10 protein-coding genes are annotated in these 13,378 nt (G+C 70.0%); 3 read left to right on the plus strand and 7 right to left on the minus strand.

Annotated features, from left to right (window positions below; translation table 11 throughout):
• The first annotated feature begins 8 nt into the window (after positions 1-8).
• Together HNP48_RS28470 and mmsB are read left to right on the plus strand one after the other, a co-directional pair.
• Positions 9-401, plus strand: a complete 393-nt coding sequence (locus tag HNP48_RS28470; RefSeq protein WP_184863629.1) for a DUF488 domain-containing protein — start codon at positions 9-11, stop codon at positions 399-401.
• Positions 398-1,336, plus strand: coding sequence for a 3-hydroxyisobutyrate dehydrogenase (mmsB, locus tag HNP48_RS28475; RefSeq protein ID WP_184863857.1), 939 nt, complete (start codon positions 398-400; stop codon positions 1,334-1,336). The genes HNP48_RS28470 and mmsB overlap by 4 nt, the downstream gene beginning before the upstream one ends.
• 64 nt (positions 1,337-1,400) lie before the next feature.
• Here the strand turns inward: mmsB and HNP48_RS28480 are convergent, their stop codons facing one another.
• From HNP48_RS28480 to HNP48_RS28490, 3 genes are read right to left on the minus strand one after another with little or no spacing between them, the layout of a single operon-like run.
• Complete coding sequence (locus HNP48_RS28480; protein ID WP_184863631.1) at positions 1,401-2,669, minus strand: MFS transporter; 1,269 nt, start codon at positions 2,667-2,669, stop codon at positions 1,401-1,403.
• Positions 2,666-3,721 carry a class I SAM-dependent methyltransferase gene (locus tag HNP48_RS28485; protein WP_184863633.1) on the minus strand — a complete coding sequence of 352 codons (1,056 nt, stop codon included), beginning with the start codon at positions 3,719-3,721 and terminating at the stop codon, positions 2,666-2,668. Before HNP48_RS28485 ends, HNP48_RS28480 begins: the two co-directional genes overlap by 4 nt.
• A gap of 10 nt (positions 3,722-3,731) precedes the next feature.
• Positions 3,732-5,702: a TonB-dependent receptor gene (locus HNP48_RS28490; protein WP_409362589.1), complete on the minus strand. Its 1,971-nt coding sequence runs from the start codon at positions 5,700-5,702 to the stop codon at positions 3,732-3,734.
• A 207-nt stretch (positions 5,703-5,909) separates the two neighbouring features.
• On the opposite strand from HNP48_RS28490, the gene HNP48_RS28495 reads away from it, so the two are divergent.
• Positions 5,910-6,839 carry an AraC family transcriptional regulator gene (locus tag HNP48_RS28495; RefSeq protein WP_184863635.1) on the plus strand — a complete coding sequence of 310 codons (930 nt, stop codon included), beginning with the start codon at positions 5,910-5,912 and terminating at the stop codon, positions 6,837-6,839.
• A gap of 9 nt (positions 6,840-6,848) precedes the next feature.
• On the opposite strand, the gene HNP48_RS28500 is transcribed toward HNP48_RS28495, so the two are convergent.
• Genes HNP48_RS28500 through HNP48_RS28515 form a run of 4 tightly spaced genes read right to left on the minus strand, consistent with a single transcriptional unit; the run spans position 6,849 to position 13,336 of the window.
• The gene (locus tag HNP48_RS28500) at positions 6,849-7,385 is read right to left on the minus strand and encodes a TIGR02281 family clan AA aspartic protease (protein WP_184863637.1); all 537 of its coding nucleotides are present in this window, start codon (positions 7,383-7,385) and stop codon (positions 6,849-6,851) included.
• A 30-nt stretch (positions 7,386-7,415) separates the two neighbouring features.
• Complete coding sequence (locus tag HNP48_RS28505) at positions 7,416-11,078, minus strand: EAL domain-containing protein (protein WP_184863638.1); 3,663 nt, start codon at positions 11,076-11,078, stop codon at positions 7,416-7,418.
• Between the two features lie 22 nt (positions 11,079-11,100).
• A complete protein-coding gene (locus tag HNP48_RS28510; RefSeq protein WP_184863640.1) occupies positions 11,101-11,496 on the minus strand; it encodes a response regulator in 396 nt (131 codons plus the stop codon).
• A gap of 1 nt (position 11,497) precedes the next feature.
• Positions 11,498-13,336, minus strand: a complete 1,839-nt coding sequence (locus HNP48_RS28515; protein ID WP_184863642.1) for a PAS domain S-box protein — start codon at positions 13,334-13,336, stop codon at positions 11,498-11,500.
• Positions 13,337-13,378: the final 42 nt, after the last annotated feature.

Genomic DNA, 13,378 nt, shown 5'->3' on the forward strand with positions numbered 1-13,378 from the left:
AGACCACCATGGCACTTCGCATCGTCCGCCTGGGCACGCCACGTGCGCCTGGCGAAGGCACCCGCATCGGCACCGTGCGCCGGCCGCCGCGCGGCGTGCCCAAAGCCGAGTTCGCCAGCCAGAACTGGTACGACGTGTGGTACCCCCTGCTCTCGCCCAGCGCCGAGCTCATGACCCAGGGCCAGCAGGCCCAGACCGACAAGGAATGGCAGCTGTTCACCAAACTGTTCCGCAAGGAGCTGGCCCAGCCCGAGGCCAGCCGCACGCTGGACCTCTTGGCCACCCTGTCGCACCACGGCGCCATGTCGCTCGGCTGCTACTGCGAGAACGAGGCGCGCTGCCACCGCTCCGTGCTGCGCGAGGAACTCGCCGGCCGGGGCGCAAGCATCGCCGCCGACTGAAATTTTTCCATCACCAACATCACAACGACACCCAAGGAGATAGCACCATGAAGATCGCATTCATCGGCCTCGGCAACATGGGCGGCCCCATGGCCGTGAACCTGCACAAGGCGGGCCACGAAGTGCGCGCGTTCGACCTGTCGCAGCCCGCGCGCGACAAGCTCGCGGCCGATGGCGTGGCCATCGCGGCCGACGCCCATGCCGCCGTGCAGGACGCCGAGGTCGTCATCAGCATGCTGCCCGCGAGCCAGCACGTGGACAGCCTGTTCCTGGGTGCAGGCGAGCTGCTGGCAAAACTGCCCGCCGGCACGCTGGTGATCGACTGCTCGACCATCGCCGCGGCCACCTCGCGCAAGGTGGCCGAGGCCGCCAAGGCCCGGGGTGTGGCCTTCATCGATGCCCCGGTGTCGGGTGGCACGGGCGGTGCGATTGCGGGCACGCTGACCTTCATGGTGGGCGGCGAAACCGCCGACCTGGAGCGCGCGCGCCCGGTGCTCGAGAAGATGGGCGCCAACATCTTCCACGCCGGCGGCGTGGGCGCGGGCCAGACGGCCAAGATCTGCAACAACATGCTGCTGGGCATTCTGATGGCCGGCACCAGCGAGGCCATCGCCCTGGGCGTGGCCAACGGGCTGGACCCCAAGGTGCTGTCGGAGATCATGCGCCGCAGCTCGGGCGGCAACTGGGCACTGGAGAAGTACAACCCCATGCCCGGCGTGATGGAGACCGCACCTGCGAGCAAGGGCTACGCCGGCGGCTTCGGCACCGACCTGATGCTCAAGGACCTGGGCCTGGCGCAGGAGAACGCCGCTGCCGTGAAGGCCGCCACCCCGCTGGGTGGCCTGGCGCGCAACCTGTATGCCGCGCACAGCCTGGCGGGCCATGGCGCGCTGGACTTCTCCAGCATCATCAAGTCGGTGCAAAAGCAGGGCTGAGCCTCGCCAAGGACAGGCCGGACACCCACCGGGTGCCCGGCCCTCCTTTGCTCCCCACCATCTTTCAGTTCGGGTGGCCGATGCCAATGGCCGCGGCTTCGGCCCGTGCGAACGCCCGGGCCAGCCACCATGCCGCGCCCCCGGCCAGCGCCAGGCTGGCCACCATCGCCACGGCGCCTGCCGCATCCAGCGCCAGGCCGGCCGCCAGGGGCACCAGCATGCGGCTGGCAGCGAACAGGCTGGCCTGCAGGCCATAGTCGAAGGCCTGCCAGCGCGGCCGCGCGAAATGCATCATGAGCCCGAAGGCGCAGGCCGACGAAGCACCCATGGCCGCAGCCACGCACAGCACGGCCAGCACCATGCCCGGCACTGGCGCGCCCAGGGCCAGCACCGCGGCCAGCAGCACCAGCGCACCCGCGTTCAGCGCGGCATAGCCTGCCACGGCCCGCGCCAGCCCCCAGCGGCGCGTGAGCCAGGGCGACGCGGCCGCCGAAAGCGCGGCCACCACCCCGCCGCCGATGCCCGCCAGCAGGGCCGCCTGCGTAGGCGCAAAGCCATGGTCCAGCAGCAGCGGCTTGAGGTAGAACCAGGCGGCGCCGATGAACGGGAAATACACCAGCAACAGCACCGTCCAGCGGCCGACCCCTGGCTGCGCAAGGTAGCCCCGCACCATGGCGGGCACACGGCTGGCCGCCGCGCCGGCGTACACCTCGGGAGCCTCTTCCGGCTCACGCACCCGCAGCAGCAACAGCGCACCCACCGCCAGCGCCGCCGCCAGGCACAGGAACGGCGCGCGCCAGCCCCAGCGCGCCTGCACCAGCAGCATGGCCCCACCGCCCACGATGGCGCCCAGCGACAGGGCTGCCGACCGCACACCGCCCGCCCGCATGCGCTCCTGCGCCGGCAGCAGCCGGATGGCCAGGGCACTGACCGGGATGTCCGCCCAGGTGGCGGCCAGCGCGGCCGCACAAGCCAGGCCGAAGAGCCACGCGCGGTCGGCCAACAACTCCTGCCAGCCCAGCGCTGCCAGCACGGTGGCATAGGCCAGGCACAGGCCGATGGCCCAGGCACGGTAGTGCGAGCGGCCCGCGGTGCGCGCCTCGACCGGGCGCGCGAGCAAGAACTTGCACAGCGCCGGCAGCCCCGCCAACTGGAACAGCCCGATGGCCGTGCCCGACCAGCCGTGCTGGCGCAACACCAGCGGCAAGCCGAGCCACAGGTAGACGCTGGGCGCGGCGAGTGCGAAGTGCAGCCAGCCGAACAGCGCCTGCCTGGCCCACAGGCGGGCGGCGCCGCCAGTCGTGACCGGGGACAGGGTGGAGGAAGCCGTCATGCGACGCCCTCCCCGCCCCCGCGCCGGGCCACCAGCACCGTGAGTGACGCCATGGGGAAGGCGCTCGATTCGATGCGCTCGATGCGCTCGAAGCCGGCCTGCGCCAGGGCCTGCTCCAGCACGCCGCGCGCCGTGACATGCCGCCCCATCATCCGCATCGGGGTATAGAAGGGCAGCACGCGTGCTGCACCCTCGGGCTCGCCGGGCACCTCGGCATGGGCGCAGACAAACACCCCGCCTGGCCGCAGTGCGGCATGCACCTTGGCGACGGCCTCGCCGATATCGGGCACGAAATGCAGCACCGACGAACACCACACCAGGTCGTAGCCCTGGCCGATGGCATCGCGCCCCAGGTCGCCACCCAGTGTGTCCACCCGTTCGGCGAGCCCGGCCTGTGCAATGTTCTGCGCCGCCACGGCCACGGTCTCGGGCCAGTCGAACACCGTGGCGCGCAGCCCGGGCTGCTGCCGCGCCAGGGCGATGGCGACCCAGCCCGGGCCACCGCCCAAGTCCAGGAGATGGCGGGCAGTGCGCAGCTCTGGAACCTGCGTCAGCACGGTCAGCGCCGCAGGCACCGTGACGGCCTGCTGCTCCTGGCCGATCTGCGCCCGGGCCGCGGCGGCCCAGCCTTCGGCATTGCCGTTGGCAAACGGCGTCCCCGCAGCGGCCGGCCCGGCGGTGAGCTGGGCCTTGAGCAGGGTCGAGGCATGTTGCAGCGAGCGCCGGCGGAACAGCCAGGCCGCGCCGCAGGCCTCGGGCGACGCACTGTGCAGAAAGCGCCGCGCGGCGGGCGCCAGGCCGTAGACCGGCCCGGCATCGCCCTGGACAGCGCTGCGCTCGCACACGCCCATGCTCCAGAGCAGTTCGAGCCAATGGCCGGTATTGGCGGCGTGCCAGCCCTGGGCTGCGGCCAGGGCGGCGGGTGTCTGCGGCTGCGCGAGCGCATCGATGGCGCCCAGCTCCAGTGCCAAGGCCAGGGCTTCTGCCTGCATGGGGCCGGCGGCCAGCGTCCAGAAGGCCTGCAGGGGGTGGGGAGTGTCCAGATCGTGCATGCCCGCCCCCTCAGATGCGCCAGGTCAGGCGCACACCAACCTCGCGTGGCGGGCTGTAGACGACCACCTGGCCATTGAGGTAGCCCACCGCGTCGTAGCGTCGGTTAGCCGCATTGCGCACATACCCGGCCAGCTCCCACGGCCCCTGCGCATAGCCGGCGGACAGGTTCAGCACGCCATAGCTCGGCCGGCTGGCCGTGTTGGCCGCATCCAGGTAGACCTTGCCGACGGCCTGCCATACACCTTGTGCCCACCAGCCAGCGGGCGCGTCGTAGCGCAGCGCCAGGTGGGCGTTCACGTCGGGCACAAAGGGGTTGCGCTTGCCGTCGTACACCGCCGCGCCATCGCGGAAGCTGCCAAAGCGCGTGCGGTTCAGGCCCACGGCCGCCTGCATTTGCCAGCCGCCGCCGAACACATAGTCCAGCTCCAGCTCGGCCCCGGTGGAGCGGCCCTGGGCCGCATTGGTGATGTAGACCACGCCCGGCAGGCCCATCTGCTGCACCTGCATGTTGCGCGCCTGCAGGGTGTACAGCGATGCGGCGTAGCGCAGGCGCTGGTCCAGCAGCCGGCCCTTGGCGCCCAGCTCCCACGAGCGCACCGTCTCGGGCGCGTAGCTCGGGTAGTTGGCACCGGGGGCGAAGGCATTGAAGCCGCCGGCACGGAAGCCATCGGCCACGCTGGCATACACCTGGGCCTGCGGTGCCCACTGGTACTGCAGCGACAGCTTGGGCGTGAAGCGCGACCAGTCGGCGCTGCGCGTGCTGCCACCCGCAGGGGTGAGTTCGACCTGGTTGCGCTCCACACGGGCGCCGGCGGCCAGGGTCCACAGGGGCGCCAGCGGCAGCGTCCAGTGCGTGAACAGGGCCGTGCTGCGCCCGCCCAGTGCGGCCGTGGGGCGCATCAGGGCCGTGGGCAACTTCTGCTCGTAGTGCAGGTCGTGGTCGTCCTTGTCGGCATACAGGCCGGCCAGCCACTGCGCGCTGCCGGCCTGGCCTTCGAGCCGCAGCTCCTGCGAAATGGTGCGCAGGCGGTAGTCGCGCCCCACATGCAGCAGGTCGGCGGGCTGGAAATCCGTGTCCTGCAGCACCTTGTCGTCGAAGGCATTGCGCGCGGTGATGGAGCGCAGCTTGAGGCCCGAGGCGAACTCGTGCGCAATGTCGAGCGACAGCGTGCGGCCCACGGACTCGTTGAAGCCTGGGGTGCCCGAGCGCACCGTGGCGCGCGGCGACTGCACCGCGCCCCACAGCGCCGCACCGTCGTGCCAGCCCTGCTGGGCATAGCGCAGGTGGGCCTCGGTGTGGGCCGTGGGGGTCCAGCGCAGCACGAAGCGGCCGCTCTGGCGCTCGCGGTCGTCCTCGCGGCCGCCGGTCACGGTATTGCGGATGAAGCCGTCCTGCGCCGTCCATTCACCCGAGGCGCCTACGTACAGCTCATCGGGCACCAACGCCCGCGAGAGTTCGAAACGCGCGGCCCGGTGGGCACGGTTGCCGGCCTCGGCCGTGAGCGCGGCATGCGCCTCGTTGCCCGGCTTGCGCGTGAGAATGCTCACCACGCCGGCCTCGGCATTGCGGCCGTACAGCGTGGACTGCGGCCCGCGCAGCACCTCCACGCGCTCCACGCCCTGCAGGTTGTGCTCGAAGCCCTGGGCCATGAGCGTGGGCACGCCGTCCACCAGCAACAGCGTGGACGAGGAGAACGAGACGAAGTTGGCCGTGAGCCCGCGCATCACCGGCGGCTGAATGCCCGACTGCCCGAAGGCCTGGAAGCCGAAGCCCGGCACCTGCGCGGCCAGGGCATCGAGCCCCGTGACCCCGGCCGACTCCATTGCGGCGCCGTCAAGCACCGTCACGCTCGCGGGCACGGCATCCAGGTTCTCGGCGCGCTTGTTGACGGTGACGGTCACCTCGGGCAAGGCGTCCTGCGCGTGGACTGCTCCGGCCAGGCTGCTGCACATGGCGAGCCAGCCGAGCGAACGCGCAATGGCTGGTGGGTGGACGGGCCGCCGCTGTGCGCGGCGGTGCAGGTTTCTGGATGGCATGGCTTCCTCTCGGGTGGTGTGCGCGCAGGCCTCTCGGTCCACGCAATGCGATGGGGTCCATGCTAGGAAAGATGAGAATCGCTATCATTCAGATACTTATGCGCGGCGGAGCATTCCGTATGCGCAGCGCCCTACCCGCCCCCTCCCCCCATGCCCGCGCGCCCGCCCGCCACCGCAGCCCGCACCGCCCCACCCGGCTGGACGCGCCAGGCCTTGCCTGCCGAGCTGGGCGACTGCCATGCCGAGCGCTTCACCCTGGGCGACGGGCTGGTGCTGGCGCGCTCGCTCTACCACCCGCTGCGTGACCTGGTGGAGGAAAGCGTGAACACCGATGCCGCGCGCACCCTGGTCATCACGCTGGGGCTGTCGGGCGAATCGGGCTATGTGGCACGCGACGGCGCCACGCTGCGCTTTGGTGCGGGCCACACCACGCTGGCGGCCTTCAGCGGCAGCCATGGAGAACGCCGCTATGCCGCGGGCCAGCCTGTGCGCCAGTTGCGCCTGCTGCTCAGCGGCGAGGCGCTGGACCGCTATGTGGGCCCCGAGCTGTCCGAGCGGATGACCCGGGTGCGCGGCGTGCGCCAGCTCGACCACTACCGTTCCACGCCCGCCAGCCTGGCGCACGCGCGGCGGCTGGCACAACCCCCGGCGGGCCGGGCCACCGACACGCTCGACCTGCACATCGCCATGCTCAGCCTGGCCGCACTGGAACTGCGCCACCTGGCGCCTGCGCCGGTGCTGGCCCCGCGCCACAGCGACGACGACCTGGCCCGGCTGGAGCGCGCCCGCGACCTGCTGGCCACGCAGATGGACCGTGAGCTCACCCTGGCCTACCTGGCGGGCGCCGTGGGGCTCAACGAATTCAAGCTCAAGCAGGGCTTTCGCGACGTGTTCGGCACCAGCCCGCACCGCATGCTGCTGGAGCTGCGCATGCGCCGCGCCTGGGCCCTGCTGGAGACCGGCTGCCAGGTGGCCCAGGCCGGCTACCAGGTGGGCTATGCCCACCCGCCCAACTTCAGCGCAGCGTTCACGCGCTTTTTCGGCCGCACGCCCAAGTCGGTGTTCGGGCGGCGCTCCTGACCACGGCCCCTATCTCGGGTTGAGCACCATGGAGTCGCGCTTGATCTCCACGTCGAACTGGCGCAGGAAGTTCTGCCCCAGCAGCGCATCGTCGTCGCTCTCGCCGGTGTAGCCCGTGCCCACGCGCAGGCCCGCGACTTCGAGGTTGCGCACGGTGACCGATTGGGAGGGCGAGACCCGCCCCTGGCGCTCGCCATTGGCCGTGCGGAAGGTGGTGGGCACGCCCTCGGTGAGGCCGGCCTTCTTCGCCACGGCATCGGTCACCGCGATCAGGCTGGCGCCCGTGTCCACCATGAAGTTCACCGGCACGCCGTTGACGGTGCCCGCCACGCGGAAATGGCCATCGCTGTGGCGCGGGATCACCAGCGAGCCGGTGGAGGTGACCGTGGCGCCGCGCGGCGCCATGAAGGTCTTCATGCCGAAATACAGCACCCCCATGACCACCAGCCAGAAGGCGAGGATGCCCATGGTGCTGGTGCGCAGCACGCGCCGCGTCTGCTCGTCTGCCGGGGTTGGTCGGTGGTGGTCGTCGTGTTCTTCGCCCATGGGCCTGGGATGTCAATCCAAAGTCCCGAATCATAGGGCAGGCGCGTCGGGCTGCAGGCTGCGCAGGAATTGCTGCCCGAACAGATCGGCGGGCACGGGCCGGCTGTAGAAAAAGCCCTGGATCTCGTCACAGCCGAGCAAGGCCAGCAGGGCGGATTGCTCCTCGGTCTCCACCCCTTCGGCCACCACCTTGAGCCCCAGCGAGTGGCCCAGGTTGATGATGGTGGACACCAGCGCACTGCTCTTGGGCCCTGCGGCGAGGTGCAGGATGAAGGAGCGGTCGATCTTGAGCGTATCGAGCGGCAGCCGGGCCAGGTAGCTCAGCGAAGAGAAGCCCGTGCCGAAGTCGTCCATGGCCACGGTGATGCCCATCTCGCGGATCGCATGCAGGCTCTGGGTGCTGTGCTCCACGTCGTCCATCACCATGCTCTCGGTGATCTCCAGTTCGAGCCCGGTCGCGGCCTGCGGGTCGTGCGCCACGGCCGAGCGCACCTGCTCGATGAAAGCCCGGTGGCGCAGCTGCAGGAAGGAGACATTCACCGCCACCCGGATCGGCGCCAGGCCCGCGGCCCGCCAGCGCAGGTTGTCGGCCAGGGCCTGGCCCAGGGCCCAGCGGCCCACCTCGTAGATCAGGCCGGTCTCCTCGAGGATGGGAATGAACTGCCCGGGGGGCACCAGGCCGCGGCGCGGGTCGTTCCAGCGGATCAGGGCTTCGGCACCGGTCACCTGGCCGCTGGCCAGGTGCAGCTTGGGCTGGTAGTGCAGCACGAACTCCCCGCGCTCCAGCGCTTCGCGCAGCTGGTTCTCCAGGCTCAGCACCTCGGCCACACGCAGGTTCATCTCCGAGGTGTAGAACAGCAGCGCGTCGGCCGAGGCCTTGGCCTTCTTGAGGGCCGCCTCGGCATTGCGCAGCAGCCCCTCGGCATCGCCGCCATCCATGGGGAACAGGGCGACCCCGGCCTTGGCCGTGATGCGCAGCTCCTGCTGACCCAGCTGGAAGGGCTCGTCGAAACAGGCCCGCATGAGGTGGTCCACGGCCATGGCCACGGCGCTCGCATCGCGCGCCTCGCACACGGCCACGCCAAAGCTGTTGACGCCGATGCGCGCCAGCATGTCCATCGCGGAGGCATGCAGCTGCAGGCGCTGCGCCACCAGCTTGAGCAGCTCGTCCCCAAGGGAGCGCCCCAGCGTGTCGTTGACGATGCGAAACCGGTTCACGTCGATCAGCGCCACACCCAGGAAGGGCGCGGCTTGCGGCCTGTGGCCTTCGCGCGCACGCATGTGCTGGTTCACCCGGTCCAGGAACAGCGTGCGGTTGGGCAAGGTGGTGATGTCGTCGTAGTAGGCCAGGTAGTTCAGGCGGTCGGCCTTCTCGAGGTGGTCGAGCGCGAAGCTGATGTCGCCCGCGAGCTCTCCCAGCAGCTTCATCTCGGTGGCATCGAAAAAGCTGGCCTCGTCGGAGAACAGGGCCATCACGCCCACCACTTCGTGCGCCACCATCAAGGGCAGCACCGCCATCGAGGCCACCGAGCGCGCCAGCAGCTTGGCCGGCAGCAGCACCCGCGGGTCGCCTTCGACCCGGTCGCAGACCAGCGCGCGCTTTTCGCGCACGACCGTGGCCGTCAGGCTGTACATGCCCGAGGGCTCGTCGGCGTACGACAGGCGCCCGGCGATGTCATCGAAGAAGTCCGGGTCCGAACCGGAGATCGCCATCGGTATCACCTGCTGCGCCGCGCGGTCCACGCGCCCGATCCAGGCCATGCGGAACTGCCCATGCCGCACCGCGATGTCGCAGGACTGGGCAAACAGCTCCTGGCGGCTGCGCATGCGCACCAGCAGGGTGCTGATGCCGCTGAGCACCGCATAGACGCGGTTCAGGCGCTTGATCTTGTGCTCGGCCTCGCGCCGCTCGGTGATGTCTTCGCCCAGGCAGGCGATGCCCATGGCCTCGCCGTCGACGGAGCGCAGCACGGTGTTGTTCCAGTAGACCAGCCGGCGCCCACCCGCGCGCGTGAGGATCTCCTGCTCGAAATGCCAGGTGGCCGGCCGGTCGGCCAGCATGTCCTCGAAGACCCGCTGCATGCCATCCATGCCCGGCGGCAGGAACAGCTCGAACCAGTTGCGGCCGAAGATCTCGCCGCGCTCCCAACCCGACAGGCGCAGCAGGCAGTCGTTGCAGTAGGTGATGCAGCCATTGCGGTCGAGCATCAGCGACGCCATCTCGACCTTGTCAAGGAGTTCGTTGAAGCGCCGGTCGCTCTCGCGCAGCGCTTCCTCGGCGCGCTTTTGCGCCGTGACGTCCTGGATGGTGTTGAACCAGCGCAACTCCTCGGTGGCAGCACCGTCTTCGTGCAGCGGCTCCATCACCTGGCGCAGGTGCAGCAGCGCCCCGTCGGCGCGCCACAGGCGGTAGGTGAAGTCCATGCGCACACCTTCGCGCACTGCCTTCAAGGCCATGCCGCGCACCAGTGCGCGGTCGTCGGCATACACCATGGTGATCCATTCCCGGGCCGATGCCGGCATGGCGTCCGGCTCGCGCCGCAGCATCTGCGCGAGCGTGGCCGGCCAGCTCTCGAAGCGCCCGCCCGGGCCGCTGATGATGTGGGTGATCTTGGCCAGCAACTGGGCGCGGTGCAACCCGGCCTCGCTGGCACGCAGCTCCTCCAGCGCGCGGCGCCGCTCGATCACCTCGATGTGCAGCTGCTCGGCATGGCGCTGCACCTCCAGGTAGAGACTGCCGTTCTCGTAGATGCGGCCGACCTGGGCCGCAAGGATGGACAGGATGCGCTCGTCCTCGGCGCTGAAGTGCTCGGCTCCCTGCTTGTTGGCCAGGCAGATCCAGCCGTACGACGAGGCCAGCGAGGCGACGGGGGCCTCCAGCGCACAGTACAGAGGGGGGTAGCCGGGCGGCAGGCCGGCCATGGTGGGATCGCCGCCCGGGTTGAGCAGGCGCTGCGAACGGCGCTCCAGCTGCAGCCGACCGAGCAGGCCCGACGAGGCATCGGGCGCTGGCAGGGACCGTGCCAGCCCCGGGTCGATGCCACTGGTGCACACCAGCGAGGCCTCGCCCGGCTTGCGCACCGCGCAGAGCACGGCGTACTGCGCGCCAATCAGTTCGCGCGCGCCCGCACAGACCTTGGTGAGCAGCACCACCGGGTCGCGCTCGGAGGCCAGTTGCAGGTTGAGCTCGGTGAGCGCCGCCAGCCGGCGGTTGGTGGCCTCCAGCTCCACCACGTTGCCACGCAGCTTGTCGGTCACCAGGCGCAGGTGCTGGGTGCGGAAGGCCTGTTCCTGCGCCAAAGGGCCGTCCCGCGAGGCCTGGGCCGCCTGCGCCAGCGTGCGCTCGATGGCGCTCAGGATGTCCTGGGGTTCGCAGGGTTTGACCAGCACTTCGGACACCCCTCCCGCCAGCGCCAGGCTGCGGGCTTCCTCTCCCTGGTAGTAGGCACTGTAGAAGATGACGCGCGTGGCCGCCAACGCAGGATCGGCGCGCAGCTGGCGCACGAACTCGTAGCCATCCATGGTCGGCATGAGGATGTCCGAGATCACCAGCGCAGGCCGCTCGGCGCGCACCAGTTGCAAGGCATCCGCCCCGTCCGCCGCCTCCAGGGCCTCATGCCCTGCATGGTGGACGAGCGTGACGATCAAGGCCCGGTTGGGGGCCTGGTCGTCCACGATGAGGATCTTTGCCATGGCTGCCGCCCTCCCTGCATCGTCACCGCGGCGGGGAAGCCCGCAACGCCGGCGCCAGATAGGCCTCGACCTGGCGCACGAAGCGCTCCGGATCGATGGGCTTGGAAATGTGGTCCTGGAAGCCGACTTCCAGCGCCTTCTCCCGGTCGCCGGGCATGGAGAAGGCGGTCACGGCGACCAGGGGCGCCCTGCGCCAGCCGGGGTCGGCGTGCAGGCGCCGCGCCACCTCATAGCCGTCCATGACCGGCATCTGCAGATCCGACAGGACCAGGTCGGGCCCGTGCTCGAGCGCCGCGCGCAGCCCCTCGCGGCCATCGGACGCGCTGTACACCTGGTAGCCATCGGCCTCCAGCAGGTAGGTCAGCAGCATGCGGCTGGCTTCGTCGTCTTCGATGACCAGAATGCGGGCAAGCGCCATATCAGGCTCCAGGCAGATCGAGAATGAAGGTGCTGCCCTCGCCTGGCTGGCTGTGCAGGGTGATGTCGCCGCCCAGGGCCTGGGCGAGCTTGCGGCTCAGGTGCAGGCCCAGGCCCGAGCCCTCCTGGCGCCGGCCGGACCCCTCCACGCGGGAGAAGGGCTCGAACAGCCGCGCCTGGTCGGCCAGGGGGATGCCCGGCCCCGAATCCTGCACGCGCAGGCTCAGCCGCGGATGGGCTGGGTCGGGCGCATCGAGCTGCACCAGCACACGCCCCTGGCCCGTGAACTTGATGGCATTGCCCACCAGGTTGATGGCCACCTGGGTGAGCGCACGCCGGTCGGTGCGCGCCAGCACCTGCTGTTCGGGCATGCTCACCACGAAGACCAGGCCCTTGCGCTGCGCGTCGGGCCCCAGGGTGGCGGCCACCTCCTCCACCACCGCTCGGCAATCCACCGCTTCCAGCTGCAGCATGTGCTTGCCGTCTCCGAGCTTGGCCACGTCCAGCAGGTCGTTGATCAGCGACAGCAGATGGCGCGCACCGGTCTGCACGATGCGCAACTGCTTCTCCTGCTCCTCGTTCAGCGGGCCCGGCAGGCGCATGAGCAGGGTGCCCGTGAAGCCGATGATGGCGTTCAGGGGAGTGCGCAGCTCATGCGACATGCTGGCCAGGAAGCGGTCCTTGACCAGGGCCGCATTTTCCAGCTCCAGGTTCTTGTCGCGCAGTGCCTGCTCGAAGCGCTTGCGCTCGGTCACGTCGCGGATGGCACTGGAGACGAACAGCCCCTCCTCGGTTTCCAGCGGACTGAGGCTGATCTCGACCGGAAACTCGGTGCCATCCTTGCGCAGCCCGTACAGGTCCAGGCCCGCGCCCATGGAGCGCGTGCGCGGCTCGGCAAAGAAGCCGCCCCGGTGCCGCGGATGCTGGTTGCGGTGGCGCGCCGGCACCAGCAGTTCGATCTGCTGGCCCAGCAACTCCTCGCGCGCCCAGCCAAACAGCTTCACCGCCTGGGAGTTGACCAGCACGATGTGCCCGTCCCGGTTCACGATCACCATCGCATCGGGCGCCGATTCGAGCAGGTCGCGGAACTTCTGGTCGGCCTTCTTGCGGGCAGTGATGTCGCGGATGGCGCTCATCACCATGGTGCCCTCTTCCGTCTCCAGCGGGCTGAGGCTGATTTCCACCGGAAACTCGCTGCCATCGCTGCGCACGCCATAGAGCTCCAGCCCCGCCCCCATGGTGCGCGTGCGCGGCTGGACGAAGAAGCCGCTGCGGTGGCCCAGGTGGGCGTTGCGGTAGCGCTGGGGCAGCAGCACCTCGACCGCCTGTCCCAGCAATTGGCCACGGGGGTAGCCGAACACGCGCTCGGCCTGCGAGTTCACCAGCACGATGCGCCCGGTCACATTCACCATCACGATGGCGTCGGGCGTGGACTCGAGCAGATCGCGAAAGCGTGCTTCAACCAGCTTGGCATCGCGCAGCACCTTGAGCTGGGTGACGTCTTTCTTGCTGGACAGGAAGTAGGCGAGCTGGCCGTCCGCGCCAAACACCGCCCGGGTGGACACATTCACATGGACCAGGGAACCATCCCTGCGCTGGCGCACCGACTCGTGCACCGCGAGCCCAGACTGCAGGGCCTTGGCGCAGATCGACTCTTCGTCATGCACCTGGTCCGGCGGCACGATCAGCTGCGTGAGGCGGCGCCCCCGGGCTTCAGCCTCGGTATAGCCGAAGGTAGCCTCCGCTGCGGGGTTCCAGTGCAGCACCGTACCATCCGGTGCGATGACCAGCAGCGCATCCGGGTTCTGCTCCCAGTGGGCCCCGGAGAAATCAGATGCCATACAGCCCCTCATCGTGGAGGAGCGTCGCCGTCGCTCACACGC

It is taken from the genome of Acidovorax soli (assembly GCF_014207955.1).
Classification (GTDB): Bacteria; Pseudomonadota; Gammaproteobacteria; order Burkholderiales; family Burkholderiaceae_C; genus Acidovorax; species Acidovorax soli_A.

Bases quoted from the DNA above. Each gene is read 5' to 3' on its own strand.
- HNP48_RS28485 (WP_184863633.1), bottom strand. From the start codon at position 3,721: ATGCACGATCTGGACACTCCCCACCCCCTGCAGGCCTTCTGGACGCTG.
- HNP48_RS28480 (WP_184863631.1), bottom strand. From the start codon at position 2,669: ATGACGGCTTCCTCCACCCTGTCCCCGGTCACGACTGGCGGCGCCGCC.
- HNP48_RS28495 (WP_184863635.1), top strand. From the start codon at position 5,910: ATGCCCGCGCGCCCGCCCGCCACCGCAGCCCGCACCGCCCCACCCGGC.
- HNP48_RS28515 (WP_184863642.1), bottom strand. From the start codon at position 13,336: ATGGCATCTGATTTCTCCGGGGCCCACTGGGAGCAGAACCCGGATGCG.
- HNP48_RS28510 (WP_184863640.1), bottom strand. From the start codon at position 11,496: ATGGCGCTTGCCCGCATTCTGGTCATCGAAGACGACGAAGCCAGCCGC.
- HNP48_RS28505 (WP_184863638.1), bottom strand. From the start codon at position 11,078: ATGGCAAAGATCCTCATCGTGGACGACCAGGCCCCCAACCGGGCCTTG.
- HNP48_RS28500 (WP_184863637.1), bottom strand. From the start codon at position 7,385: ATGGGCGAAGAACACGACGACCACCACCGACCAACCCCGGCAGACGAG.
- HNP48_RS28470 (WP_184863629.1), top strand. From the start codon at position 9: ATGGCACTTCGCATCGTCCGCCTGGGCACGCCACGTGCGCCTGGCGAA.